This is a genomic window from Streptomyces sp. CGMCC 4.7035 (assembly GCF_031583065.1).
Classification (GTDB): Bacteria; Actinomycetota; Actinomycetes; order Streptomycetales; family Streptomycetaceae; genus Streptomyces; species Streptomyces yaanensis.
The window spans coordinates 5,356,507-5,381,361 of sequence record NZ_CP134053.1 but is presented as its reverse complement, the minus strand read 5'-3'; the positions used below and the strand labels follow the sequence as shown (position 1 = coordinate 5,381,361).

Here is a 24,855-nt window from a genome sequence, read left to right as displayed (position 1 = left end):
TCCCATGCGACACCTTCTCGTGTGGGCCCTGGTCGCGGCCGCCGCCCTGGCGGCCGCGATCACCTCGTCGGATGCGATCACCTCGTCGGATGCGATCACCTCGTCGGGTGCGACCGGCCGCCCCGACTGCCCCCGCCTGTCCGGAACCTGGCGCGGCGACCACCGCGCCCGCCTCCAACAGGTGATCGACGAGCGCGGCACCTGTGCCCGAAACGCCGGGAGCGCCCCGGTCGCCGTCTTCGACTGGGACAACACGGTGACCAGGAACGACGTCACCGACGCCACACTCGGGTGGGCCCTGCGGCACGACAGGATCCTGCGTCCGGCCCGCTGGAAGGACACCAGTGCGTGGCTCACGGACGCCGCCGACAGGGCCCTGACGCGGGCCTGCCGGACGGACGTACCCGTGGGCGCGCCCCTGAGGACCTCCACCCGCGCCCGTTGCACGGACGAGATCGTCGAGATCCGCGAGAACGGTACGACGACGAGCGGCGCCACCGCCTTCGCCGGTGCCTGGGACCACCGGCGTACCGTCCCGCAGTACGCCTGGGTGCCCCAGCTCTTCGCGGGCCACACGGTCGCCGAACTGTCCTCGTACGCCCGCCGGGCCCGCGCGGAGGCCCTCGCGGCGCCCATCGGCGCGACCCGGACCCTGGGCACCCACACCGTCCCCGCCTATGTCCGCTACTACTCGCAGCAGCGCGACCTGATCCGTACGCTCCGGAAGGCGGGATTCGACGTCTACGTCGTGTCGGCGGGTGCGGAGCCCGTCACGGAGGTGTGGTCGCGCGGCGTCGGCATCGACGCCGCGCACACCCTCGCGATCCGTTCGGTCCTCGACGAGCGCGGCCGCATCACCACCCGGAACGAGGGCTGCGGTGGCGTCCCCGCGACCCGGGGCGGGGTCATCCCGTACATCGACGGCAAGCGGTGCTGGATCAACCAGGAGATCTACGGTGTCCGGGGCGCCGCGGCCTGGCGCAAGCAGGATCCCGCGCACCGGCCCGCGCTCGCGGCGGGCGACGCCGACACCGACGTCACCTTCGTCGGCGACGCCACCGGCGCCCACCTGGTGATCAACCGGAACAAGAGCGAACTGATGTGCCGCGCGGACGACGACGCCGACGGGCGCTGGCTGGTCGAACCCATGTTCATCGAGCCGCTGCCGCGACGGCTGGACCCGTACCCGTGCTCGACGACCGCGTACAACGAGCCGGACGGCAGCCGGGGGCCGGTCGTGCGGGAGGACGGTTCGGTGGTGCCCGACCAGAAGGACGCGGTGTACTGAAGGACAGGGTGTACTGAAGGACAGGGTGTACTGGCGGTGTACTGAGCCGGTCGCGAGCGGCCCCGGGTGGGCAGCGGAACGGGGCCGCTTGCGTCAGAGGAAGGTGCGCCCCTCACCGCGGTACGTCGGCACGGACGCCGTGACCCTGTCGCCCTCGATCAGATGCAGCGTGTCGAACCGTTCGCACAGCTCGCCCGCCTTCGCGTGCCGGAACCACACCTTGTCGCCGATGAGGAGGTCATCGGCGGCCGCGCCCAGCAGCGGCGTCTGTACCTCGCCGGGGCCCTCCTGGACGTCGTACTTCAGCCCCTCGGGCAGATACGGGACGGGCAGCCGGTCACGGCCCGCGGCGCCCGACGCCGGATAGCCGCCACCCAGCACCGTCACCACCCCGACACCGGGCCTGCGCACGACCGGCTGGGCGAACAGCGCGGCCGGACGCCCGTGGAACGAGGTGTAGTTGTCGAACAGCCGCGGCACGTACAGCCCCGAGCCCGCCGCGATCTCGGTCACCGCGTCCTCGGCGGCCGTGGACTGCACGCTGCCCGTGCCGCCGCCGTTGACGAACTCCAGGTCGGGCACCACGGCCCGGACGGCACGCACCGCTTCGGCGCGCCGCTGGGCGAGTTCCTTGCGCGCGGTGGCCTGCATCAGCCGGATGGCCCGCGACCGCATCGGACGCCCGGCCACCGCGTCCCCCACACCGGCTATGTGGCCCTCGTACCCCATGATCCCCACCAGCCGGAAACCGGGCGTGCGCGCCACCACGCGGGCCAGGTCGCCGAGCTGGGCGGGGGAGTGCAGCGGCGAGCGGCGCGCGCCGACGCGGACGCGTCCGCCGAGCAGCTTCAGTGAGGTGTCCAACTCCAGGCAGACGCGCACCTCTTCGGTGCCGCCCCGGCGGGCGTCGTCGATCAGGCGCAGCTGGGCCGGGTCGTCGATCATCACGGTGACGGTGGCGGCGAGCTTGGGGTCGCCGGTCAGCTCGGCGTAACCCTGCCGGTCGGCCGACGGGTAGGCGAGCAGGACGTCGTCGAAACCGGACCGGGCGAGCCACAGGGACTCGGCGAGGGTGAAGGACATGATGCCCGCGAAACCGTCCCGGGCCAGGACGCGTTCGAGCAGGGCACGGCAGCGAACGGACTTGCTGGCGACGCGGATCGGCTTGCCGCCGGCCCGGCGCAGAAGGTCGTCGGCGTTCGCGTCGAATGCCTCCAGGTCCACGATCGCGACGGGGGCGTCGAGATGAGCGGTGGCCCGGTCGTAGCGGGCCCGGTCTGCTGCGCGAACAGTCATGATCAAAGCCTGCCAGATGTGATTACCGCAGGGTAGGGGGACGATCCGGGCGGAATGCCCCGGCGCCGCGGACTGGTTCCCGTTCGAGGCGGTTCAACCCGTAGAGTGACGCGCACGCGGGGAAGCAGCGGCTCCGCCCGGGCGCGTACGCCTGGGATGGGCGCCGGCCTGCGCGGGTATGTCTGCCCGGGATGGGGCGGCGCGTTCCGCACCACGCGTACTGACCGCTCTCCGCGGGCGGTCGAACACCCCGGGCAGGCACCGGGGCGGCCCGGCCACAACGAAACGGGGGGTGCATGAGCACGGAAGCGCGTCGCGCCTCCATCCCTCCGCGCCCCACGAACCCGCCCCGCCCGTCGACCCCGCCGGGCGGACGATCCCCGGAGTCGGACCGCACACCTCCCGCCCCGCAGGACCCACCCCGGACAGGGCCCCGCAACGACACCACCGGGACGCTCCCGCCCCGCCCCGGCCAACCGCCCACGACGGGTAACACGACGCCGCCGGGCGATTTTTCGCGGCCTGCCGCGCCTGCGTCTCGACCTGGGCCGCGCTCTGGGAGCCTGCCCGGGACGGGGAACTCGGCGTTGCCGAACGGTCTTTCGCGGCCCACTGCCCCATCGCCTCGCCCCGGCGGCTTCGGTGGTGCCGGAGTGGTTCCGCCGCGCCCTGGTATCCCGCCCACGACGCGTAACGCGCCCCTGCCGGACGCCTCCGCCCGGTCCGCCGTGCCGCCTCGGCCCAGTGGGCCACCGCGCAGCGTGCCGACGGCTCGGCAGACGCCCGCCCCCCACACCTCCTCGGCCACGGCTCCGCTCCGCCCCGAGCAACCGCCGTCGCCCGCGGCGAACACGTTGCCGGACCGTCCCGGTGGTCCCGGCGCGAACGGCCCGTCGGTCCGCTCGGGGGTGGCGGGCGGGTCCGCCGGGTCGGGTGCGGCCGGTTCTTCCGCGCGGCTCGGAGTGAACGGTTCCTCGGATGTGTCCGGGCAGTCGGGCGCGGCCGCGCGGCCGTTCCGGCTCGGTTCGTCCGGCTCCCAGGGGACCGGCGGCGCTTCCGGTGAGTCGACGCCACCGGCATCCGGCGGTGACCGCGACGCACCGGCACGGCGCTCGCCCGAGTCCCCCCGCTTCCCCAACCTCCGTCTCGACCGGAACGCCGAGTCCGCCGCCCCGCCCCCGCCGGCGGCCTCCGCCCGCTTCCCGGACGCGCCGCCGGCCCCCGGCGTGCCCGCGCCCACCCCTGAGGCGGCCCCCGTGCCCGCCGACGGCATCGTGGAGACGACCGCGCGCCTGCGCCCCCAGAGCGAAGGCGACCTGCCCGCCGCGTCCGCCCGTCCCTTCGTCACCTTCGCCCAGCCCGACACACGCGACGTCGCCACCGCGCACCCGCGGACCTTCGGCGCGCGGATACGGCCCCGGACCACCGTGGCCGCCGCCTGCCTGGTCCTCGGGCTCGGACTCATCGGCGGTGCCGCGACCGGAAGCTGGCTCACCGGGGGCGGCTCGGGAGACGGGGCGCAGGGCGCGTACGACGTGACCGGGAGCCTGTGGCACAGCGTGCCCGTCGACCAGCTCTTCCCGCCCACCGTCTACGGACCCGGCGCGGGCCCCGGCGGCGCCGACCGCACCTGGACCCGCGTCGCCGTCGCCCCCGACACCGGCTGCAAGGACGCCTTCGACCCCCTCCTGAGCAAGGCCCTCGCCCCCGCCGGCTGCCTACGGCTTTTGCGCGCCACCTACACGGACGCGACCCGCAGCCATGTCACCACCGTCGGCCTGCTGTTCACCCGGGCCGACGCCGCCGCCATGACGGCCCTGAGCAGCCGCTTCAAGAAAGAGGGCCTCGACCGGCGCACCGACCTGATGCCCCGTCCGTACGCCGCGAAGGACACCGTCGCCGCGCGCTTCGGTGACGCTCAGCGCGCCTCCTGGACGATCTCGGTCCTCACGAACGTCCCCGTCGTCGTCTACGGCGTCTCCGGTTTCGCCGACGGCCGCACGGTCACCGAAGCACAGTCCGCGGCGGACGCCATGAAGACCGGCGCCACCACGGCCCCCGCCCAGGCGGGTCTCGGCAACGAGGCGGTGGGTCTCACCGACCGCATCGAAGCGGCCCTCCGTAAAACCGTCACCTCGGCCACGGAGAAGCCCTCATGAGCGCCCGTAGGACCGGCGCCCGCCTCGTCCCCCTGCTCCTTGCCGGCTCCCTCGCCCTGCTGCCCTCCACCGTCGCGCACGCTGACGGGATACGTGCCCAGGAGTGGGCCCTCGACGCCATGCACACCCAGGAGGCCTGGCAGACCACCAAGGGCAAGGGCGTCACCGTCGCCGTCCTCGACACGGGCGTCGACGCCACCCACCCCGACCTGGCCGGCAACGTCCTCGACGGCAACGACCTGGTCGGCTTCGGCGCCCAGCGGGGCGACAGCACGTGGGCCGGGCACGGCACCGCCATGGCCGGCATCATCGCCGGTCACGGGCACGGCATCGGCAACGCCGACGGCGTCATGGGCATCGCCCCCGAGGCGAAGATCCTCCCCGTACGCGTCATCCTGGAGGACGACGACCCGGCCCGTACGAAGGCCCGCAACACCCGCGGCAACGCCCTTGCCGAGGGCATCCGCTGGGCCGCCGACCAGGGCGCCGACGTCATCAACCTCTCCCTCGGTGACGACTCCAACTCCGCGCACCCCGAAGCGGCCGAGGACGAGGCGGTGCAGTACGCCCTGAAGAAGGGCGCCGTCGTCGTCGCCTCCGCCGGCAACGGCGGCGAGAAGGGCGACCACATCTCGTACCCGGCCGCCTACCCGGGCGTCATCGCCGCGACCGCCGTCGACAGCGACGGCAACCGTGCCTCCTTCTCCACCCGCCGCTGGTACGCCACCGTCAGCGCGCCCGGCGACGGCGTCGTCATCGTCAACCCGGACCGCAAGTACTACGAGGGCTGGGGCACCAGCGCGGCGTCCGCGTTCGTCTCGGGAGCCGTCGCCCTGATCAAGGCGGCGCATCCGGGCCTGTCCCCGGCCCAGATCAAGCAGCTCCTGGAGAAGACGGCCCGCGACGCCCCCAGCGGTGGCCGCGACGACTCCCGCGGCTTCGGTTTCGTCGACCCCGCGGCTGCCATCAAGGCGGCCGCGAAACTCCGGCCGGAAGATCCGCACGCGGCGGCGTACGGCAAGAAGTACTTCGGCAGCGGCCCCGACACGGCCGACGACGAGACGAACTCGCCCGACTGGGTGGGCCCGCTCGTGGGCGGCGTGGGCGGAGTGCTGCTGGTGGCGTCGGTGATGCTGTGGCGGGGCCGCAACAGGTCGCGCTTCCACAGCTCCTGAGGAGGCGGCGCCGGGGAGGACGGACAGGACCTAGTGCCCCAACAGGCAACGTTCGCCCTGTCGCGACGCCCGGCACGCTCCCCCAAGCTCTTCGAGCAGGGGGGACCCCCACTCGCCGCACCGGCCGAAAGCCCAAGTACATCCAGTACGAGGGCTTCCGTCCGGCACTCCCCCAAGCTCTACGAGCAGGGGGTACCCCCAGAGCACGCACCGGACGCCGCTCCTTGACGGGCAAACGTTGCCTGCCGGGGCACTAGCTCGCAGGCTTCGCCGAGCCGTCGGCGTCCTCGAACGCCGACACCGCCGCCCGTGCGGCCGCTTCCACGAGTGAAATCCCCTTCACCTTCGTGGAGTTGCCCTTCGACAGCGTCACCACCAGATAGTCATGGCCGTCGGTGGTGACCCGCCCGATGCTGTTGATGTCCCACAGCCCGGTCGTACTGCGCGGCAGCCAGCCGTTCTTCAGCGCCCACCGCGAGCCGTCCGCGACCGCCGACACACCCCAGTGCTGGTCCTCGGCGATATCGCCCATGAGCCCCTGTAGATACGTCCGCGAGGCCTTGCTCAGCTTGGAGTCGTCCCCGAACGCCTGCTGAAGAAGGGTGAGTTGGTCGGCCGCCGTGGTCTGCGTCAGTCCCCACAGCGCGCCGTCGCCGCCCACGGTGTCCGTCAGGCCGAAACGCTTGTTCGCGCTGTCGAGGCCGTCCGCCTGCCCGATCGCGGTCCACAGCGCCGACGCGGACGCGTTGTCGCTGTTCTCGATCATCGCGGTGGCGTACGTCTTCTCCTGTGCGGTCAGCCGCCGGTTCGCGTCCTGCGCCTGGAGCAGCAGCGCCGCCAGGATGTCGACCTTCACGATGCTCGCCGTGTCGAACGCACCGTCGCCGTACGTGGCACTTTCACCGGAGTCCACGTCGAGAACCGCCACGGCCACGTCGGCGCCGTCCTCGACGGTCACCGACTTCATGGCCTTCTCCAGCAGCGCGTCCCGGTCCACCGAGGGCTCCGCCACAGGTTCCACCGATGCCTCCAGGCCCACCGATGCCGATGCCGACGCCGAAGGTGGCGCCGACGACGGCGACGATACGGCGCCCGCGTCGGCGTGCGCCTGCGCCTTCACATACGCGGTCCCGGCGGCCGTACCGCCGACGATGACGGCCGACGCCAGCACCGTACAGAGAAGGGGGCGGCGTCGGGAGGAGAAGGCGCGGCGGCGACGGTGGGCTCTGTGGGACTCCATGCCCGCGATGCTCGGGGCCGGTGCTGTGCGTGCCGTCAGACCAAAGTTAGATGCGCGTCAGGGAAACCTGAAAAACCCGTGAGACCGGTGACCGTCGCGTTTCGGGGTCGGCACAAGCGCAGCAGAGACCCACCGATAGGGTCGGTGACCGTGGCGAACAAGAACATTCCCGACTCCCTCTTCTCCGACGACGACGGCCGCGCCGACCCCCGGCTGAGTGCGGCGCTCGCCGCCTGGGCCGAGGACCGCACCGCCGTGGGGCCCGTCCTGGAGGCGCTGAAGGGGGCGCGGCTCCTTGTCCCCGTCGTCGCGATCCTGGGGGAGGTCGAGGAGGACGAGAACGGGTTGCGCCGCGAGAAGACCAGCGAGATGGCCGTGCCGACCCTGAAGGCCGGCGGCCGTACCGCCCTTCCCGCCTTCACGTCCACCGACTCGCTGGCCCGGTGGGACCCCGCGGCCCGCCCCGTCGCCGTCCCCCTGCACCAGGCCCTGCAGGCCGCGGTGCACGAGAAGGCCGACACGATCGTGCTGGACATGTCCGGGCCGGTGCCGTTCGAGCTGACGGGCCCGGCGCTGCTGGCACTCGCGGAGGGCCGCACGACGACCGATCCGCTCGCCGACCCGGCCGTGACCGGCGCGGTACGGGCCGCTGTGGCCGCCGAGCCGGCCGTTGTGCGCGCCTACCTCGGCCCGGGACAGGCCGACGGCATCCTGGCGATCGTCGTGGACCCCGCCGCGTCCCCGGCCGAGACCGCACGCGCGGTGGCGCAGCACATGGCCGCCGACGAAACGCTGAGGGCCCGCCTGGTGCGCGGCCTCGACCTGGCAGTGCTGCCGGCCGGGGCGACGCCGCCGGGCGAGCCCTTGTTCGTACGTGGGTGAACTAGCCGTAGATCGGGCCGGTGTACTTCTCGCCCGGCCCCTGGCCCGGCTCGTCCGGGACGATCGACGCCTCGCGGAATGCCAGCTGGAGCGACTTCAGGCCGTCGCGCAGCGGAGCCGCGTGGAAGGAGCTGATCTCCGTCGCGCTCGCGTCGAGCAGACCGGCGAGGGCGTGCACCAGCTTGCGGGCCTCGTCCAGGTCCTTGTACTTGTCGCCCTCCTCGGTCAGACCGAGCTTCACGGCGGCGGCGCTCATCAGGTTGACGGCGACCGTCACGATCACCTCGACCGCGGGGACCTCCGCGATGTCACGGGTCATGGCGTCGAAGTCGGGATTCTCGGCGTCAGCCGGGGATTCCGCGGCAGCGGTGGATTCCGAGGGGGAGGTGTCACTCATGCTCCATACGATAGGCGCCGCAGGAGAGTTCGCCTCAATTAGCCCTGGCTGACCGAAGCTGCTAACCTTGTGTGACGACCGGCCGGAGCGCCAAGACATATGTCAGCGTGACCGGCCCACAAGTGGAGGCTCCGATCTCCCACCTGACCGTCCTCCGGGACGGCGGGTCACCGGTCAGGCGGCCACCACCGTTCCGTACGGACGGTGGAGTCGCCCGAATGTGCGCCCCGCGGTCCACCGCGGCGGTGCTCCGGATGGTTCGGAGTCCCGCCTGTGTCCCGTCCGGGGCATTTTTCATGCGCCGCGATGGTTGGTCCCTATGTCAACCAGACATATGCGGCTGTCCGCCAGGCGGCCGTATGGTGCTACCGAGGAGGATCCATCAGCGCCGAGCCCCGCATCAACGACCGGATTCGCGTTCCCGAGGTGCGACTTGTCGGTCCCAGTGGCGAGCAGGTCGGCATCGTGCCGCTTGCCAAGGCCCTGGAGCTTGCGCAGGAGTACGACCTGGACCTGGTCGAGGTCGCGGCGAACGCCCGTCCGCCCGTGTGCAAGCTCATGGACTACGGGAAGTTCAAGTACGAGTCGGCCATGAAGGCCCGTGAGGCGCGCAAGAACCAGGCGCACACGGTCATCAAGGAGATGAAGCTCCGGCCGAAGATCGACCCGCACGACTATGACACCAAGAAGGGTCACGTCGTTCGGTTCCTCAAGCAGGGCGACAAGGTCAAGATCACGATCATGTTCCGTGGTCGCGAGCAGTCCCGCCCCGAGCTGGGCTACCGGCTGCTGCAGCGTCTCGCGGAGGACGTCCAGGACCTCGGTTTCGTCGAGTCGAACCCGAAGCAGGACGGCCGGAACATGATCATGGTTCTCGGTCCGCACAAGAAGAAGACCGAGGCGATGGCCGAGGCCCGACAGGCGCAGGAAGCCCGCAAGGCGGAAGCGAAGGCCAACCCCGGCCGCTCGCAGAACCCTGCCGACGCCGAGACTGCCGACGCCGAGACTGCCGAGGCCCCGGCCGAGGCTTCCGCCGAGGCCTGATTCCCGGGGCGTGAGCCCCGGGGGAGCCGGACGTACGGACGTACGACCACCGCAGGGTGGACGTACGGACCCCGGAAAGCCCGGGACGCCAGTCCCAGGATGTAACCGATATAAGAGCGACGCTCCATCGTGCCCGGTTTTCGTGACCGGGCACCGGAGTGCCACCGACGAGGAGAGAACGGCGCTATGCCGAAGAACAAGTCGCACAGCGGTGCCAGCAAGCGCTTCAAGGTCACCGGCTCCGGCAAGGTGCTCCGTGAGCGCGCCGGCAAGCGCCACCTGCTTGAGCACAAGTCGTCCCGCGTGACGCGTCGCCTCACCGGCAACGCCGAGATGGCCCCGGGCGACGCCGCGAAGATCAAGAAGCTTCTCGGCAAGTGACACGGCGGCGCTTGATCGTTTGATCTTTCCGCGCCGTACGTCTGGACCGGGACCCAATCGTTTCCGGGCCGCGTGAGTATCACCGCGGCCCCGCTACAAGGAGTAAAAAGTGGCACGCGTCAAGCGGGCAGTCAACGCCCACAAGAAGCGCCGGGCGATCCTCGAGCAGGCCTCCGGCTACCGCGGTCAGCGTTCGCGCCTGTACCGCAAGGCCAAGGAGCAGGTCACCCACTCGCTGGTCTACAACTACAACGACCGCAAGAAGCGCAAGGGCGACTTCCGTCAGCTGTGGATCCAGCGCATCAACGCCGCTGCCCGCGCCAACGGCATCACCTACAACCGCTTCATCCAGGGTCTGAAGGCCGCGAACGTCGAGGTCGACCGCAAGATCCTCGCCGAGCTGGCCGTCAACGACGCGGGCGCGTTCGCCGCGCTCGTCGAGGTCGCGCAGAAGGCGCTGCCGGCGGACGTGAACGCGCCGAAGGCGGCGTGACGCCAGCGCTGGCTTGAGCCGGACTACAACGGACCCGCAGGCTTACGAACGCCTGCGGGTCCGGTTGCGTCTGCGTAGCTGCCGTAGCTGCCGTAGCTGCCGTAGCTGCGGCCGCGCCGGCGCCGGTTGGCGAAACCCCCGTGCGGCACCGCAGCACACACTGCGCGTCGTACTTGGCAGTTCGGCACCTCCCCCACTGCCTTGAGGGCGTGGGGGGACCCCCAGGTCCGCCGTAGTGACTGAGCGCCGTTGCGGCGGAAACAAGTACTGAAGGTGAACAGCATGCCCTCGGCCACTCCCGAGCTCATCTCCCCCCGCTCCCCCCGAGTCGGCGCCGCGCGGCGGCTCGCCAGGCGGAACTTCCGGGGCAAGGAGCGGCTGTTTCTCGCGGAGGGGCCGCAGGCCGTGCGGGAGGCGGCGGAGCATCGGGCCGACGGCACCCCCACCCTCGTCGAACTGTTCGCCACCCCTGAGGCCGCGGAGCGGTACGCGGACATCGTCGGCGCGGCGCAGGCCGTCGGCGCCCGGGTCCACCTCGCCGCCGAGGAGGTGATCGCCGACATCTCCACCACCGTCACCCCGCAGGGCCTCGTCGGGGTCTGCCGGTTCCTCGACACCGACTTCGACGCGATTCTGAAAACGCGTCCTCGGCTCGTCGCGGTGCTCGCCCACGTCCGCGACCCCGGGAACGCCGGCACCGTGCTGCGCTGCGCCGACGCCGCCGGCGCCGAGGCCGTCGTCCTCACCGATGCCTCCGTCGACCTGTACAACCCGAAGGCCGTCCGCGCCTCCGTCGGGTCCCTGTTCCACCTGCCGGTCGCCGTCGGCGTGCCCGTCGAGCGTGCCGTGTCCGGGCTCAAGGACGCCGGGGTGCGGATCCTCGCCGCCGACGGCGCGGGCGAGCACGACCTCGACGACGAGCTCGACAAGGGCACCATGGGCGGCCCCACCGCCTGGGTGTTCGGCAACGAGGCATGGGGGCTCCCGGAGGAGACACGCGCGCTGGCCGATGCCGTCGTGCGCGTGCCCATCCACGGAAAAGCCGAGAGTCTGAACCTCGCGACTGCCGCCGCCGTATGTCTCTACGCGTCCGCCCGTGCACAGCGCGCCTCCGGAGGGTGCCGTTCCGTCACCCCCGGCTAGTAGGGTGGCGGGCTCGGGGGCCCTCCCCCAAGCTCTCGGCTGCGTTCGAGCAGGGGGTACCCCGGCGCCAGACGAGAGGTGGGATACGGGGATGAGTGTCGGCACGAGCAGAGCACCAGGGGCACGGGACGTGCACCGCGCGTCCGCGTCCTGGCGCGGTGATCTCGCCGAGCTCGGCATCGACCCGGACGAACTGCCCGACGGACTCGTGATCGCCGATGAGCACGGCCGGGTGATCTGCTTCAACGCCGCCGCCGCCCGTATCACCGCCGTCCCCGCCGCCGCCGCCCTCGGCCGGGGTCTGGAGCACGCGCTGCCGCTGGAGGACCTGGAGGGGCGGCGTTGGTGGCAGCTCACCGATCCGTACGGAGGGCTCACGATCCGGGTGCGGCAGCCCGAACGCAATCTGCTGCTGCCCGGGGGACGTGAAGTCCTCGTCTCGGCGCGGTACGTACGCACGCACCCCACCGGGCCGATCCGCCGCGTGGTCGTCTCCCTCCGCGACACCGAGGCCAGGCGCCGCACCGAGCGCAGCCACGCCGAGCTGATCGCCACCGTGGCCCATGAGCTGCGCTCGCCCCTCACCTCCGTCAAGGGCTTCACGGCCACTTTGCTCGCCAAGTGGGAACGCTTCACCGACGACCAGAAGCGGCTCATGCTGGAGACCGTCGACGCCGACGCGAATCGTGTGACGCGGCTGATCGCCGAGCTGCTGGACATCTCGCGGATCGACTCGGGGCGGCTGGAGGTGCGCCGCCAGCCCGTCGACATAGGCGCGGCCGTCGGACGGCACATACAGGCGTACGTCGCCGCCGGTCAGTCCGCCGACCGGTTCGTGCTGCGCGTCGAGCAGCCCCTGCCCGCTCTGTGGGCCGACCCCGACAAGATCGACCAGGTGCTCAGCAACCTTCTCGAAAATGCCGTGCGCCACGGCGAGGGAACCGTCACGATTGACGTGAGGCCCTCGGCGTCCCCGCGCGAAGGGGAGGACGTCGGCACGTCGGTCACGGTGAGCGACGAGGGGCCCGGCATCCCGGAGGAGTCCATGAACCGCGTCTTCACCCGCTTCTGGCGGGGCAGCAAGCGCGGCGGCACGGGCCTCGGGCTCTATATCGTCAAGGGCATCGTGGAGGCCCACGGCGGCACCATCACGGTCGGCCGCGCCCCCGCGGGCGGCGCCGAGTTCCGATTTACGTTGCCCGTGGGGGCACCGGCCTACCTGGCCTGAGCCGCCGCGGGCGCATTCGCATACGTCAGCCCCGTTAGACTCGGCCATTGGCACCTTTGCGTCCTGATCCTGGCCGAGACGACCACGGATCGAAGACGGGGCACTCCAGCCAGCCAATCGGAAGCACGGGAAGAGATGTCGGCACCGAATAAGTCGTACGACCCTGTCGAGGTCGAGGCCTTGAAACCGGAAGAGATCGAGCGCATGCGGGACGAGGCGCTCGCCGCCTTCGCCGCCGCGGACTCCCTCGACGCGCTCCACGAGGCAAAGGTCGCCCACACCGGCCCCGCCTCACCGCTGGCCCTGGCCAACCGCGAGATCGGCGCCCTGCCCCCGCATGCCAAGGCCGCCGCCGGCAAGCTGGTGGGCCAGGCCCGCGGCGCCGTCAACAAGGCGCTCGCCGCCCGCCAGACCGAGCTGGAGGCCGAGCGGGACGCCCGTGTACTGGTCGAGGAGTCGGTGGACGTCACGCTGCCCTACGACCGCGTACCGGCCGGCGCCCGGCACCCGCTGACGACGCTCTCCGAGCGCATCGAGGACGTCTTCGTGGCCATGGGCTACGAGGTCGCCGAGGGGCCGCAGGTCGAGGCCGAGTGGTTCAACTTCGACGCCCTGAACATCGGCCCGGACCACCCGGCGCGCGGTGAGGCGGACACCTTCTTCGTGGAAGGCCCCGACGGCGGCAGCGAGTCCGGCATGGTGCTGCGCACCCACACCTCGCCCGTGCAGATCCGCTCCCTGCTCGACCGCGAGCTGCCGGTCTACGTGATCTGCCCCGGCCGTGTGTACCGCACGGACGAGCTGGACGCCACCCACACCCCTGTCTTCCACCAGGTCGAGCTGCTCGCCGTCGACGAGGGCCTGACCATGGCCGACCTCAAGGGCACCCTGGATCACATGGTCCAGTCGCTGTTCGGCGAGGGCATGAAGACCCGGCTGCGGCCGAACTTCTTCCCGTTCACCGAGCCGTCCGCCGAGATGGACATGGTGTGCTACGTCTGCCGCGGCGAGTCCGTCGGCAACCCCGACCGGCCCTGCCGCACCTGCTCGTCCGAGGGCTGGATCGAGCTCGGCGGCTGCGGCATGGTCAACCCGCGGGTGCTCACCGCCTGCGGCGTCGACCCGGAGAAGTACAGCGGATTCGCCTTCGGGTTCGGCATCGAGCGGATGCTGATGTTCCGCCACAACGTCGAGGACATGCGAGACATGGTCGAGGGTGACGTCCGGTTCACCCGGCCGTTCGGGATGGAGATCTGATGCGGGTCCCGCTTTCTTGGCTGCGGGAGTACGTCGACCTGCCGGCGACGGAGACCGGGCGCGATGTACAGGCCAAGCTGATTTCGGCCGGCCTTGAGGTCGAGACCGTCGAGCACCTCGGTGCCGACCTCAAGGGCCCGCTGGTCGTGGGCCAGGTGCTGACCATCGAGGAGCTGGAGGGCTTCAAGAAGCCGATCCGGTTCTGCACGGTCGACGTCGGCCAGGCCAACGGCACGGGCGAGCCCCAGGAGATCGTCTGCGGCGCCCGCAACTTCTCCGTCGGCGACAAGGTCGTCGTGGTCCTGCCGGGCGCCATGCTGCCCGGCGGCTTCGCGATCGCCGCGCGCAAGACGTACGGCCGCAACTCGCACGGCATGATCTGCTCCAGCGAGGAGCTGGGCATGGGCGAGGACGGCACCAAGGGCATCATCGTCCTGCCGCCGGAGCACGAGGTCGGCACCGACGCCATCGAGCTGCTCCAGCTGGTCGACGAGGTCCTCGACATCGCCGTCACCGCCAACCGCGGCGACTGCCTGTCGATCCGCGGTGTCGCCCGCGAGACCGCCATCGCCTACGGCCTGCCGCTGCGCGACCCGGCGCTGATCGACGTACCGGCTCCGAACGCGTTCGGCTACCCGGTGAAGATCTCCGAGCCGCTCGGCTGCGACCGCTTCACCGCGCGCACCGTCACCGGCCTGGACCCGGAGGCACGCTCCCCGATCTGGCTGCAGCGCCGGCTGCAGAAGGTCGGCATGCGCCCGATCTCGCTCGCCGTCGACATCACCAACTACGTGATGATGGAGCTCGGCCAGCCGCTGCACGCCTACGACCGCAAGCTGGTCCTGGGCCCGATCGGCGTGCGCCGCGCCCAGGAGGGCGAGAAGCTCACCACCCTCGACGGGGTGACGCGCGCGCTGCACGCCGAGGACCTGGTGATCGCCGACGACCGCGGCCCGATCGGCCTCGCGGGCGTCATGGGCGGCGCCAACACCGAGATCGCCGACCACGCGGACGTGGAGAACGCCACGACCGAGGTCGTCATCGAGGCCGCGCACTTCAACGCGGTCTCCATCGCGCGCACCGCGCGCCGCCACAAGCTGTCCTCCGAGGCCTCCCGTCGCTTCGAGCGCGGCGTCGACCCGCTGGCCGCCTCCGCGGCGGCCCAGCGCACCGTCGACCTGCTGGTGCTCCTCGCGGGCGGTACGGCCGACGCGGGCGTCACCGAGGTCATCGCGCCGTCCGCGCCGCACACCATCGCCGTCCCGGCCGACCACCCGGACAAGGTCGCGGGTGTCGACTACGGCCGCGAGGTCGTCGTACGCAGGCTCCAGCAGGTCGGCTGCGACGTCTACGGGCAGGACGAGCTGATCGTCACGGTTCCGTCCTGGCGGCCCGACCTGTGCGACCCGAACGACCTGGCCGAGGAGGTCATCCGGCTGGAGGGCTACGAGAACCTGCCCTCCACGTTGCCGAAGCCCCCGTCGGGCCGCGGCCTGACCCACCGGCAGCGGCTGCACCGACGTGTCGGCCGGGCCCTGGCCGGGGCCGGTTACGTCGAGGCGCCGAACTACCCGTTCCTCAGTGAGCAGGTCTTCGACCAGTTCGGCCTGGAGGCCGACGACCCGGCCCGCCGCGTCGTCAAGCTGGTCAACCCGCTCAACGACGAGGAACCCGCGCTCCGTACGACGCTGCTGCCCGGCCTGCTCGGTGCGCTGCGCCGCAACGACGGCCGCGGCTCGCACGACCTGGCGCTCTTCGAGACCGGGCTGGTCTTCCACCCGCGCGAGGAGCGGCGTGTCGCCCCGCATCTGCCGGTCGACCGGCGTCCCTCCGACGAGGAGATCGCCGCGCTGACCGCCGCGCTGCCCGAGCAGCCGCGTCACGTGGCCGTCGTCCTGGCCGGCGCGCGCGAGCAGGCCGGCTGGTGGGGCAAGGGCCGCCCGGCCGACTGGGCCGACGCGGTCGAGGCGGCGCGTACCGTCGCCCGTGAGGCCGGCGCCGAGCTCGTCGTGCGCAAGGCCCAGTACGGTCCCTGGCATCCGGGCCGCTGCGCCGAGCTGCTGGTCGTCGCCGACGGCACCGAGCGGGTCGTGGGACATGCGGGCGAGCTGCACCCCCGCGTCGTGAAGGCCCTGGGGCTGCCCGAGCGCACCTGTGCGATGGAGCTGAACCTGGAGGCAGTGGAGGAGGTGGGCGACGACACCCCGCAGGCGCCGCGCATCTCCACCTTCCCGGTCGCCACCCAGGATGTCGCGCTGGTCGTCGACAAGGCCGTCCCGCACGCCGACGTCGAGGCCGCGCTGCGCGAGGGCGCGGGCGAGCTGCTGGAGTCCATCCGGCTGTTCGACGTCTACGAGAGCGAGCAGCTCGGCGAGGGCCGGACGTCGCTGGCGTACGCGCTGCGCTTCCGCGCGGCCGACCGGACGCTCACGGTGGACGAAGCGTCGGCTGCTCGGGATGCGGCCGTTGCGCTGGCCGCTGAGCGCACGGGGGCGGTTCTGCGGAGCTAGCTCCGCTGACGGGTGCCGGGTAACTGCCGCTTCGTCGGCTGCGGGCCCGTTGTGCTTTCTCGCGCCCACGCGGCGGAGTCGCATATGTCACAGCCCCGCGCCCCTGAAAGGGGCGCGGGGAACTGCGCGATCAGCCACGGACGGCCCGCAGCCGACAAACGACCTGCGGTACCCGGTGCTTAGTCGCTCGGCTCAGCCGGCGGAGCCGTCCGCCCCGCCACGGAGTGTCGGGCAGGCGGCTGGGCGGACGGCGCGGAAGCGGGCCGCCGCACTGTACGAGGGGGAGCCGGCGGCCCGGCCGGCCTCTTTACGAGGGATTCAAGTCAACCGGCCGGAAACTCTCCGCAACAGCGCACGCACAGCCCGGATGCGCGCACTCCGTTCACACCCCGTGTGAACCGGGACGCACTACTCTGGCCGCACCGAGCCACCGGGGGGCCACGGATGCAGCCCAACACTCTGCTGGACGCGATTCTCGACGAGGCCGGGATCTCCCACGCGGGACTCGCCGCGCACGTCAATCAGGCGGGTCGGGCGCGCGGTGTCGCGCTCCGATATGAACACACCGCCGTGGCGCGGTGGTTGAAGGGCCAGCGCCCGCGCGGCCAGGTGCCCGACCTGATCTGCGAGGTGCTCGCCGCCCGGCTGCACCGCCCGGTGACCCTCGACGACATCGGTCTCGGCGTCCCCGGCGAGCCGGCCGCCCCGCACGGCTCCAGCCTGTCCGGCTTCGTCGAGCGGGCCACGGCCCTGTGGCGCTCCGACGAACAGCAGCGCCCCCACGTCCTGGGCGCCCCCGCCGTCACGGGTACGCCCGCCGTGATGCCGGTGTGGGAGTGGGAGAACCCGCCCGAGGACGTGGACGTCTCGCGCGGCGGTCGGCACCGGGTCACCCCGGCCGACATCGAGATGCTGCGCGCCGCCCGCGCCCACTACGAGCAGATGTACCGCAAGGCCGGCGGCATAGCGACCCGCAGCCGTATCGTCGGCTTCCTCAACTCTGAGACGGCGCCCCTGCTGCGCGGCAGCTACACCGACGCCATGGGCCGCCAACTGCACCGCGCCACCGGCGGTCTGGTGGCGATCGCCGGCATCTGCGCGTACGACTCGGACGCCCACGGCCTCGCCCAGCGCTACTTCCACCAGGCCCTGCGCCTGGCGAAGGCCAGCGGGGACCGGGGGCTCGGCGCCTATGTGATCGCCCTGCTGGTCAACCAGTCGCTGTTCATGAAGGAGTACCGGCAGGCCGTCGCGTTCGCCGAGGCCGCGCTGCGCGCCGCGGGCAGGCAGATCACCCCGGCGCTCGCCTCCGACCTGTACGCGATGCAGGCGAAGGCCTACGCGCACCTCGGTGACTCCACGAGCGCGCTGTCCTGTATCCGGCAGGCCGAGTCGGCCGCCGAACGCATCCGGCGCGGCCACGAACCGGACGAGACGGGCTATGTCCAGCCCGGCCTGGTCAACGTCCAGGTCGCGGAGGCGCTGCTCAGCCTCGGCGACCTGGTGGCGGCGGGGGAGCATGCCGCGGCCGCCGTGGACACGCCCGCCCACGACCGTGGCCGGGTGCACCGGCTCGCCATGCTCAGCCAGATCGAACTGCGCCAGGGCAACGCCGACAAGGCGGTGGCGACCGCGGTCGAAATGGCGGAGCGGGCGCGGGGAATGGAGTCGCAGCGTCTGCGCGACAGACTGAGAGCGGTACGCGAACACCTCGTGCGCAGCGGCTGCGCCGGAACGGCCGAGGCAGCCGAACTCATCGACGGGGCACTGCGCGTACCGCTGTAGCCACCGCACCATCCACTGCCGAAGAGCTGCGTTTTCCCGCCGGCGCGGACGACTGCGCCCGCCGTTGCGCCGGGCGTGCGTCGTTGTGAGCCTGCTGAGAGGAGGCTCCTGCTGCGATATTGCCACTTACTCGGCGGAAGGTGGCAGAACCGTGCAGTGGACGAAACAGAACGAACAAACTGTCTATGAAAACCGCTGGTTCAGCGTCAATCTCGCAGATGTCGAGTTGCCGGACGGCCGGCACCTCGACCACTTCCTCATACGGCTGCGGCCCGTCGCCGTGGCCACCGTCGTCAACGAGGCGAACGAAGTGCTGCTGCTGTGGCGGCACCGCTTCATCACCGACAGCTGGGGGTGGGAACTCGCGGCGGGCGTCGTCGAGGACGGCGAGGACATCGCCGTGGCGGCGGCCCGCGAACTGGAGGAGGAGACCGGCTGGCGGCCGGGGCCTCTGCGTCATCTCATGAGCGTCGAGCCGTCCAACGGACTCACCGACGCCCGGCACCACGTCTACTGGGCGGACGAGGCCGAATACATCGGACACCCCGTGGACGACTTCGAGTCGGACCGTCGGGAATGGGTTCCCCTCAAACTCGTCCCCGACATGGTCGCCCGCGGAGAGGTCCCGGCCGCGAACATGGCAGCCGCGCTGCTCCTCCTGCACCATCTCAGGCTCGGGCAGGACGCGTTACCGTAACCCCCCAGCGCGTCCGACGGCAGTGCCTAGTGGCCCAGGGCCTGCCAGATCGTCACGACGAGTGCGCCCACGGCCGTCAGGGCGGCGACCGCGGGCAGCGGCCAGCGCGTGTGTTCCAGCGCGACGATCCGCAGGCTCAGGTCGTCGAGATCCTTGGCGGTCTCCTCGGCGCGATGACTGAGCAGGGCCAGCCCTCCCTCGACCCGGGCGTGCGCCACATCGAGGCGACGGCGTAACTCTGCGACTTCTCCATGGACCACGGGATGCTCGGGGTCGGCGGTCACAAGTCCGCTCCTTTCCGTAGTCGTCACATCCCTTTCATGTGCATGGAGAGTCAACTCGCCTGGTGGGCACGTGGGGAGAGTGTGCGAACGGCATATGCGAGTCCGGTGCGCACACGGTGTGTGAATGGTACGGGCCCGGCACCGAAGACGGTGCCGGGCCCGTATCGCCCCGAGACTGACGGTCCGTAATCAGGCGTACGTATAGAAGCCCGAGCCCGTCTTGCGGCCGAGCCGGCCCGCCTCGACCATGCGCTGCAACAGCGGAGGAGCGGCGTACAGCGGCTCCTTGTACTCCTCGTACATCGAGTTGGCGATGGACACGATGGTGTCCAGGCCGATCAGGTCGGAGAGCTTCAGCGGGCCCATCGGGTGGGCGCAGCCCAGCTCCATGCCGTTGTCGATGTCCTCGCGGCCCGCGATGCCCGACTCGAACATGCGGATGGCGGACAGCAGATACGGCACGAGCAGCGCGTTGACCACGAAGCCCGAGCGGTCCTGGGCGCGGATGGCGTGCTTGCCGAGGATCTTCTCCGCGAACAGCTGGGCCCGGCCGATGGTGTCCTCGGAGGTGGTGAGCGCCGGGATCAGCTCGACGAGCTTCTGCACCGGGGCCGGGTTGAAGAAGTGGATCCCTATCACGTGGTCCGGCCGTGAGGTGGCGACGGCCAGCTTCACCAGCGGGATCGAGGAGGTGTTGGAGGCGAGGATGGCGTCCGGGCGGGTCACCACCTGGTCGAGCACCTGGAAGATCTCCGTCTTCACCTGCTCGTTCTCCACGACGGCCTCGATCACGAGGTCGCGGTCGGAGAACTCGCCGAGGTCGGTGGTGAAGCCGAGGCGCGCCTGCGTCGCCTCCCGCTCCTCCTCGGAGATCTTGCCGCGCTCCGCCGCCTTGGACAGGGAGGTGAACAGCCGGGTCCGGCCGATCTCCAGGGCCTCGCCGGTGGTCTCGGCGACCTTCACGTCCAGTCCGGCGCGGGCGCACACCTCGGCGATGCCCGCTCCCATCTGGCCGCAGCCCACCACTCCGACGCGTGCGATGCCTCCCGGGTTGTCCGTCACATCGTCCCTTTCGCTGCTCTAAGGCTGTGGCAGGTCCTTCGTGGTTCGGTCGCCTGCTCCGATCGTGCACGTTACTCCCAAGTATCGATGATCGATCGTCGGGGTGGGGGCATGCTGGGCGCCGAGACGATCCGTGATCGTGCGGATCCACAGCGTATGGAGGTGTGCGTACATGGGCCGGTTGTCACGTCGGGCGTTCGCGGTGGCCGCGCTGTCGGCTCTCACTACGGGGGCGACGGCCGCTCCACGGCACCGGCGCGCGGCCACCGAGATGCGGGGCATGTGGCTGGCGACCGTGGTCAATCGCGACTGGCCCTCCCGCTCCGGTCTGCCGGCGGCCGCGCAGTACGCCGAGCTGTGCGCCCACCTCGACACCGCGGTCCGGCGGCGGCTGAACGCCGTGTTCTTCCAGGTGCGCCCCTCGGCCGACGCGCTGTGGCCCTCGCCGTACGAGCCGTGGTCCCAGTACCTCACCGGCACCCAGGGAGAGGACCCCGGCTGGGACCCGCTCGGCACGGCCGTCGAGGAGGCACACGCGCGGGGACTCCAGCTGCACGCCTGGTTCAATCCGTACCGGGTCGCCGTCCACGCCGACCCGAAGCGGCTCGCCGCCTCGCACCCCGCGCGCAGGCATCCCGACTGGGTCGTGGCCTACGGCGGGAAGCTCTTCTACAACCCGGGACTGCCTCAGGTCCGCGCCTTCGTCGAGGCCGCGATCCTCGACGCCGTACGCCGCTACCCCGTCGACGGTGTCCACTTCGACGACTACTTCTACCCGTACCCCGTCGCGGGGGAGGCCTTCGACGACGACGCGGCGTACGCGGCCCACGGCGGCGGCTTCCCGAGCCGGGCGGCCTGGCGCCGCAACAACATCGACCTCCTGGTACGGGAGACCGCGACCCGTGTCCGGCAGCTGCGGCCCGCGGCCCGCTTCGGCATCAGCCCCTTCGCGGTGTGGCGCAACGTCTCCACCGACTCCCGCGGCTCGGACACCCGGGCCGGCGTGCAGACGTACGACGACCTGTACGCGGACACCAGGAAGTGGGTGAGGCACGGCTGGCTGGACTACATCTGTCCGCAGGTCTACTGGCACATCGGCTTCGCCGCGGCCGACTACGCGGAACTCGTGCCCTGGTGGGCCGGGGTGACCGAGGGCACGGGCGTACAGCTGTACGTGGGTGAGGCGCTGTACAAAGCCGGTGACCCCGCGCAGTCCGCAGCCTGGCAGGACCCGGCGGAGCTGTCCCGGCACCTCACCCTCGCCCAGCGTTACCCGCAGGCGCGCGGGCATGTCTTCTTCGCCGCCAAGGAGGTGGGGGCGAATCCGATCGGCGCGATGACACGGGTGGTCGCCGACCACTACAAGAAGTCGGCGAAGCCCCCGCGCTGAGCCTCGGCCGGCCGATCTCCTAGCCGATCTTCTGGCCGGTCTCCTTGTGGCGGATCTCCGTGTCGGGGCCCGGTGAGCACACACCTTCGTGCCCGTCCTGGAAGCGGACGCGGTACGGCGGGGTGCCGTTCGTGCCCATGACCTCGACGATCTCGCCGACCTTGTCGTGCTGCCCGACGACCCTGCCGTGCTGCACAAGCTTGTCGCCCACAGTCGCGCGCATCTGATGGGCCTCCTCGTCATATGCGGGAGTATCGGTCCGTGCCGGCAGTCTACGGCCGGTGGCGCCGGTTGACCCGGTCCATGCACCCGTCCCGGTCACCCCCGCGCCCGCTGCGTCACCGCGATGCAGACCAGGACCGCGGCGGCCGTGAGCGGTGCGGCCGGGGTGAGGTGCTCGCCGAGGAGCAGTACCGACCACACCAGTGTGAGCAGCGGCTGCGCAAGCTGCAACTGGCTGGCCTTCGGGATGCCGATCGCGGCCATGCCCCGGTACCAGACGACCAGTCCGAGGAACTGCGAGCCGGCCGCCACCCACAGCAGTCCGGCCACGCCGTGCACCGTGAGGTGGACCGGCTCGTACGACAGCGCGACGAGCGCGCCGGGCACGGTCAGCGGCAGGCACAGCACCAGCGCCCAGCCGATGACCTGCCAGCCGGGCATGAACCGGGCGAGCCGCCCGCCCTCGGTGTAGGCCGCCGCGCAGACCAGCAGCGCGCCGAACAGGTAGGCGTCCGCGCCGGTCAGCGCGCCGCCGCTCTGCCGCACGGTGAACGCGATGACGGCGGCGGCACCGGCGAGCGCGGCGAGCCAGAAGGTCCGGGAGGGCCGGGTGCCGACGCGCAGTGCCGAGAACAGGGCGGTGGTCAGGGGGAGCAGCCCGACGACCACGGCGGCGTGCGCGGTGGTCGAGGTCCGCAGGGCGAGGGTGGTCAGCAGCGGGAAGCCCAGCACGACCCCGGCCGCGACGACCGCGAGCCCGGCCCAGTGCCGCCTCGCGGGCACGGGCACCCGCAGCGCGAGCAGACACCCGCCCGCGATGACCGCGGCCAGCACACTGCGCACCCCCACGAGTGACCAGGGCCCGAATCCTTCCAGGCCCCAGGCTGTGGCGGGGAACGTGAGCGAGAAGGCGACGACTCCGAGGGCGGCTTGCAGGGTGCCGGCACGGCGGAGGCCCTGTCCCGCCGTCGTGCTCCCGGGGTTCCCCTCGGCCGTCCGGTCGGTGGCCCGGCGTCCGCCCGGGCCGTCGGTGGCGGAGCGGCTTCCCTCGGCTGTCCGGCCGGGGGCCCGGCGTCCGGCCGGGTGGTGCTCTGTCGTCGGCGGTGCTCCTGCGGTGCCCGGGACTGCGGCCTCGACCCCGGTGACTGCTATCGGTGTGTCGGTAGTAGCGCTATCCTGTGCTCTCATGCAAGAGCGTAGCAGTGCCGGTGAACTCGTCAATCAGCTGCGACTGGAACTGAAGCGCTACTCTCCCGGTGAGAAGCTGCCGTCCAGTCGAGCGCTCGTCGAGCGGTTTCGGGTGAGCCCGGTGACCGTGTCGCGGGCGCTGGCGCAGTTGACCGCGGAGGGACTGGTGGTCACGCGCCCCGGGGCCGGGGCGTTCCGGGCCGAGCCGCGGGCGGCGTCACCGGCGACGGGGGACACCGACTGGCAGGAGGTCGTGCTCAGCGCGGACGCCTCCGCCGAACTCGTGCCGCGTACCGTCGACGCCTCCGGCGTGCTCGTCTCACTGGCCGCCCCGCCCGCCGGAGTCGTCGAGTTCAACGGCGGCTATCTGCACCCGGCGCTCCAGCCCGAGCGGGCGATGGGCGCCGCGCTCTCGCGTGCCGGGCGCCGCCCCGGCGTATGGGCGCGCCCGCCCGTCGAAGGGATAGCCGAGCTGCGCGAGTGGTTCGCGCGGGGCATCGGCGGCGCGATCACCGCGGCCGACGTACTGATCGCGGCCGGCGGCCAGTCCGCACTGACGACCGCGCTACGGGCACTGGCGCCACCGGGCGCCCCGGTCCTGGTCGAGTCGCCCACCTACCCCGGCATGCTGGCGATCGCCCGCGCGGCGGGCCTCAGGCCCGTGCCCGTGCCGGTCGACGCGGACGGGGTGAAACCCGCCCTGCTCGCCGACGCGTTCCGGGCGAGCGGTGCCCGTGTCTTCGTCTGCCAGCCACTGTTCCAGAACCCGACCGGCGCGGTCCTCGCCCCCGATCGCCGGCGCGAGGTGCTGCGCATCGCGCGGGACGCCGGAGCGTTCGTGATCGAGGACGACTTCGTACGACGGCTGGTGCACGAGGACTCCGCACCGCTGCCGCCCCCGCTCGCCGCCGAGGACCCCGACGGCGTCGTCGTACATGTCTGTTCGCTCACCAAGGCGACCTCGCCCAGCTTCCGGGTCGGCGCCCTCGCCGCCCGCGGTCCGGTGCTGGAGCGGCTGCGCGCCATCCAGATCGTCGACACCTTCTTCGTGCCGCGCCCTCTCCAGGAGGCCGCGCTCGAACTCGTCGGCTCGCCCGCCTGGCCCCGTCATCTGCGCGCCGTCTCCGCCGAGTTGAGGCACCGCCGCGACACCATGACCGCCGCCCTGCGCCTGCACCTGCCCGAACTCGCCCTGCCGCACGTCCCGTCCGGCGGCTACCACCTCTGGGTGCGCCTGCCCGACGGTACCGACGAGTCCGCCCTGGTCGCGGGCGCCCTGCGCACGGGTGTGGCGGTCACCCCCGGCCGCCCCTACTTCAGCGCCGAACCCCCCGCCGCCCACCTGCGGTTGAGCTTCGCGGCCGTGGCGGGAGCGGGGGAGATCACGGAGGGTGTACGGCGGCTGCGTGGTGCCTGCGACGAGGTGCTTCAGCGCTAGGTCCTGTCGTCAAACTCCCGTCGTCCGCCCGGAGTTTGACGACAGGGCCTAGCCCATCGAGAGCAGCCCGCGGACGAACTCCAAGGAGGCGAACAGCTCCGGCGTCAGGCGGACGCCGGAGATGCGCTCGGCGAGTGCGAAGGCCGCCCGCGTGTGCGCCTGGCGACCACCTCGCCCCGCTCGGGCTGCGCCGTGTCCTGCTGGCCACGAGTGACGCGCACGGCGTCTACGCGAAGTTCGGCTTCGAGCCGCTCGACAAGCCGGACCAGTGGATGGTGCTCTGGTCCGACCAGGTG

General features: G+C 71.7%; 23 protein-coding genes and 1 pseudogene. 16 read left to right on the top strand and 8 right to left on the bottom strand.

Features of this window, described 5'->3' with window-relative positions; genetic code table 11:
• Positions 1-4: 4 nt before the first annotated feature.
• The gene (locus Q2K21_RS23485; protein WP_310774815.1) at positions 5-1,288 is read left to right on the top strand and encodes an HAD family hydrolase; all 1,284 of its coding nucleotides are present in this window, start codon (positions 5-7) and stop codon (positions 1,286-1,288) included.
• 93 nt (positions 1,289-1,381) lie between these two features.
• Here the strand turns inward: Q2K21_RS23485 and Q2K21_RS23480 are convergent, their stop codons facing one another.
• Positions 1,382-2,584: an amino acid deaminase/aldolase gene (locus Q2K21_RS23480; RefSeq protein WP_310774814.1), complete on the bottom strand. Its 1,203-nt coding sequence runs from the start codon at positions 2,582-2,584 to the stop codon at positions 1,382-1,384.
• A 980-nt stretch (positions 2,585-3,564) separates the two neighbouring features.
• Between Q2K21_RS23480 and Q2K21_RS23475 the strand changes: the two genes are divergently transcribed.
• Both Q2K21_RS23475 and mycP read left to right on the top strand, forming a co-directional pair.
• Positions 3,565-4,743, top strand: coding sequence for a hypothetical protein (locus Q2K21_RS23475; protein WP_310774813.1), 1,179 nt, complete (start codon positions 3,565-3,567; stop codon positions 4,741-4,743).
• Complete coding sequence (mycP, locus tag Q2K21_RS23470) at positions 4,740-5,918, top strand: type VII secretion-associated serine protease mycosin (RefSeq protein WP_310774812.1); 1,179 nt, start codon at positions 4,740-4,742, stop codon at positions 5,916-5,918. Before Q2K21_RS23475 ends, mycP begins: the two co-directional genes overlap by 4 nt.
• A 253-nt stretch (positions 5,919-6,171) precedes the next feature.
• Here mycP and Q2K21_RS23465 read toward each other — a convergent pair whose 3' ends face one another.
• Entirely contained in the window at positions 6,172-7,158 is a 987-nt protein-coding gene (locus Q2K21_RS23465; RefSeq protein WP_310774811.1) for a serine hydrolase, read from the bottom strand.
• Between the two features lie 150 nt (positions 7,159-7,308).
• Here Q2K21_RS23465 and Q2K21_RS23460 point away from each other — a divergent pair, with 150 nt between their 5' ends.
• Complete coding sequence (locus Q2K21_RS23460; RefSeq protein WP_310774810.1) at positions 7,309-8,040, top strand: SseB family protein; 732 nt, start codon at positions 7,309-7,311, stop codon at positions 8,038-8,040.
• A 1-nt stretch (position 8,041) separates the two neighbouring features.
• On the opposite strand, the gene Q2K21_RS23455 is transcribed toward Q2K21_RS23460, so the two are convergent.
• Positions 8,042-8,437 (bottom strand): DUF1844 domain-containing protein, encoded by a 396-nt coding sequence (locus tag Q2K21_RS23455; protein WP_310774809.1) that lies wholly within the window; start codon positions 8,435-8,437, stop codon positions 8,042-8,044.
• Positions 8,438-8,743: 306 nt separating this feature from the next.
• Here Q2K21_RS23455 and infC point away from each other — a divergent pair, with 306 nt between their 5' ends.
• The 9 genes from infC to Q2K21_RS23410 all read left to right on the top strand — a co-directional run bounded on the left by infC (position 8,744) and on the right by Q2K21_RS23410 (position 18,975).
• Positions 8,744-9,481: a translation initiation factor IF-3 gene (gene infC, locus Q2K21_RS23450; RefSeq protein WP_310774808.1), complete on the top strand. Its 738-nt coding sequence runs from the start codon at positions 8,744-8,746 to the stop codon at positions 9,479-9,481.
• Positions 9,482-9,667: 186 nt separating this feature from the next.
• Positions 9,668-9,862 (top strand): 50S ribosomal protein L35, encoded by a 195-nt coding sequence (rpmI, locus tag Q2K21_RS23445; protein ID WP_004933563.1) that lies wholly within the window; start codon positions 9,668-9,670, stop codon positions 9,860-9,862.
• A gap of 109 nt (positions 9,863-9,971) precedes the next feature.
• Complete coding sequence (gene rplT / locus Q2K21_RS23440) at positions 9,972-10,355, top strand: 50S ribosomal protein L20 (RefSeq protein ID WP_055492778.1); 384 nt, start codon at positions 9,972-9,974, stop codon at positions 10,353-10,355.
• Between the two features lie 282 nt (positions 10,356-10,637).
• Positions 10,638-11,498: a TrmH family RNA methyltransferase gene (locus Q2K21_RS23435; protein ID WP_310774807.1), complete on the top strand. Its 861-nt coding sequence runs from the start codon at positions 10,638-10,640 to the stop codon at positions 11,496-11,498.
• 91 nt (positions 11,499-11,589) lie between these two features.
• Complete coding sequence (locus tag Q2K21_RS23430; RefSeq protein ID WP_310774806.1) at positions 11,590-12,726, top strand: sensor histidine kinase; 1,137 nt, start codon at positions 11,590-11,592, stop codon at positions 12,724-12,726.
• A gap of 135 nt (positions 12,727-12,861) precedes the next feature.
• The gene (gene pheS / locus Q2K21_RS23425; protein WP_310774805.1) at positions 12,862-13,983 is read left to right on the top strand and encodes a phenylalanine--tRNA ligase subunit alpha; all 1,122 of its coding nucleotides are present in this window, start codon (positions 12,862-12,864) and stop codon (positions 13,981-13,983) included.
• Positions 13,983-16,493 carry a phenylalanine--tRNA ligase subunit beta gene (gene pheT, locus Q2K21_RS23420; protein ID WP_310774804.1) on the top strand — a complete coding sequence of 837 codons (2,511 nt, stop codon included), beginning with the start codon at positions 13,983-13,985 and terminating at the stop codon, positions 16,491-16,493. Before pheS ends, pheT begins: the two co-directional genes overlap by 1 nt.
• 444 nt (positions 16,494-16,937) lie before the next feature.
• Positions 16,938-18,278 carry a transcriptional regulator gene (locus Q2K21_RS23415; protein ID WP_310774803.1) on the top strand — a complete coding sequence of 447 codons (1,341 nt, stop codon included), beginning with the start codon at positions 16,938-16,940 and terminating at the stop codon, positions 18,276-18,278.
• Positions 18,279-18,429: 151 nt separating this feature from the next.
• A complete protein-coding gene (locus Q2K21_RS23410; protein WP_310774802.1) occupies positions 18,430-18,975 on the top strand; it encodes an NUDIX hydrolase in 546 nt (181 codons plus the stop codon).
• Positions 18,976-19,001: 26 nt separating this feature from the next.
• On the opposite strand, the gene Q2K21_RS23405 is transcribed toward Q2K21_RS23410, so the two are convergent.
• Positions 19,002-19,259, bottom strand: a complete 258-nt coding sequence (locus tag Q2K21_RS23405; protein WP_310774801.1) for a hypothetical protein — start codon at positions 19,257-19,259, stop codon at positions 19,002-19,004.
• Between the two features lie 189 nt (positions 19,260-19,448).
• Positions 19,449-20,321, bottom strand: coding sequence for a 3-hydroxybutyryl-CoA dehydrogenase (locus Q2K21_RS23400; RefSeq protein WP_310774800.1), 873 nt, complete (start codon positions 20,319-20,321; stop codon positions 19,449-19,451).
• Between the two features lie 172 nt (positions 20,322-20,493).
• On the opposite strand from Q2K21_RS23400, the gene Q2K21_RS23395 reads away from it, so the two are divergent.
• A complete protein-coding gene (locus Q2K21_RS23395) occupies positions 20,494-21,711 on the top strand; it encodes a glycoside hydrolase family 10-like protein (RefSeq protein WP_310774799.1) in 1,218 nt (405 codons plus the stop codon).
• Positions 21,712-21,730: 19 nt separating this feature from the next.
• Here Q2K21_RS23395 and Q2K21_RS23390 read toward each other — a convergent pair whose 3' ends face one another.
• The gene (locus Q2K21_RS23390) at positions 21,731-21,934 is read right to left on the bottom strand and encodes a DUF1918 domain-containing protein (protein WP_310774798.1); all 204 of its coding nucleotides are present in this window, start codon (positions 21,932-21,934) and stop codon (positions 21,731-21,733) included.
• A 95-nt stretch (positions 21,935-22,029) separates the two neighbouring features.
• Complete coding sequence (locus Q2K21_RS23385) at positions 22,030-23,121, bottom strand: DMT family transporter (RefSeq protein ID WP_310774797.1); 1,092 nt, start codon at positions 23,119-23,121, stop codon at positions 22,030-22,032.
• Here Q2K21_RS23385 and Q2K21_RS23380 point away from each other — a divergent pair.
• A complete protein-coding gene (locus tag Q2K21_RS23380) occupies positions 23,120-24,559 on the top strand; it encodes an aminotransferase-like domain-containing protein (RefSeq protein WP_310774796.1) in 1,440 nt (479 codons plus the stop codon). The genes Q2K21_RS23385 and Q2K21_RS23380 overlap by 2 nt on opposite strands.
• Positions 24,560-24,607: 48 nt before the next feature.
• Here the strand turns inward: Q2K21_RS23380 and Q2K21_RS35890 are convergent, their stop codons facing one another.
• Complete coding sequence (locus tag Q2K21_RS35890) at positions 24,608-24,682, bottom strand: hypothetical protein (protein WP_386276195.1); 75 nt, start codon at positions 24,680-24,682, stop codon at positions 24,608-24,610.
• A gap of 41 nt (positions 24,683-24,723) precedes the next feature.
• Here Q2K21_RS35890 and Q2K21_RS23375 point away from each other — a divergent pair.
• A pseudogene (locus tag Q2K21_RS23375) lies at positions 24,724-24,843 on the top strand (GNAT family N-acetyltransferase); the annotation flags it as partial.
• Positions 24,844-24,855: the final 12 nt, after the last annotated feature.

What these genes read in the sequence shown, in the direction of transcription:
- Q2K21_RS23485 (WP_310774815.1), top strand. Translation starts at nt 5, where the DNA reads ATGCGACACCTTCTCGTGTGGGCCCTGGTCGCGGCCGCCGCCCTGGCG.
- Q2K21_RS23480 (WP_310774814.1), bottom strand. Translation starts at nt 2,584, where the DNA reads ATGACTGTTCGCGCAGCAGACCGGGCCCGCTACGACCGGGCCACCGCT.
- mycP (WP_310774812.1), top strand. Translation starts at nt 4,740, where the DNA reads ATGAGCGCCCGTAGGACCGGCGCCCGCCTCGTCCCCCTGCTCCTTGCC.
- Q2K21_RS23465 (WP_310774811.1), bottom strand. Translation starts at nt 7,158, where the DNA reads ATGGAGTCCCACAGAGCCCACCGTCGCCGCCGCGCCTTCTCCTCCCGA.
- Q2K21_RS23455 (WP_310774809.1), bottom strand. Translation starts at nt 8,437, where the DNA reads ATGAGTGACACCTCCCCCTCGGAATCCACCGCTGCCGCGGAATCCCCG.
- infC (WP_310774808.1), top strand. Translation starts at nt 8,744, where the DNA reads ATGGTTGGTCCCTATGTCAACCAGACATATGCGGCTGTCCGCCAGGCG.
- rpmI (WP_004933563.1), top strand. Translation starts at nt 9,668, where the DNA reads ATGCCGAAGAACAAGTCGCACAGCGGTGCCAGCAAGCGCTTCAAGGTC.
- Q2K21_RS23435 (WP_310774807.1), top strand. Translation starts at nt 10,638, where the DNA reads ATGCCCTCGGCCACTCCCGAGCTCATCTCCCCCCGCTCCCCCCGAGTC.
- Q2K21_RS23430 (WP_310774806.1), top strand. Translation starts at nt 11,590, where the DNA reads ATGAGTGTCGGCACGAGCAGAGCACCAGGGGCACGGGACGTGCACCGC.
- pheS (WP_310774805.1), top strand. Translation starts at nt 12,862, where the DNA reads ATGTCGGCACCGAATAAGTCGTACGACCCTGTCGAGGTCGAGGCCTTG.
- pheT (WP_310774804.1), top strand. Translation starts at nt 13,983, where the DNA reads ATGCGGGTCCCGCTTTCTTGGCTGCGGGAGTACGTCGACCTGCCGGCG.
- Q2K21_RS23415 (WP_310774803.1), top strand. Translation starts at nt 16,938, where the DNA reads ATGCAGCCCAACACTCTGCTGGACGCGATTCTCGACGAGGCCGGGATC.
- Q2K21_RS23395 (WP_310774799.1), top strand. Translation starts at nt 20,494, where the DNA reads ATGGGCCGGTTGTCACGTCGGGCGTTCGCGGTGGCCGCGCTGTCGGCT.
- Q2K21_RS23390 (WP_310774798.1), bottom strand. Translation starts at nt 21,934, where the DNA reads ATGCGCGCGACTGTGGGCGACAAGCTTGTGCAGCACGGCAGGGTCGTC.
- Q2K21_RS23380 (WP_310774796.1), top strand. Translation starts at nt 23,120, where the DNA reads ATGCAAGAGCGTAGCAGTGCCGGTGAACTCGTCAATCAGCTGCGACTG.
- Q2K21_RS23385 (WP_310774797.1), bottom strand. Translation starts at nt 23,121, where the DNA reads ATGAGAGCACAGGATAGCGCTACTACCGACACACCGATAGCAGTCACC.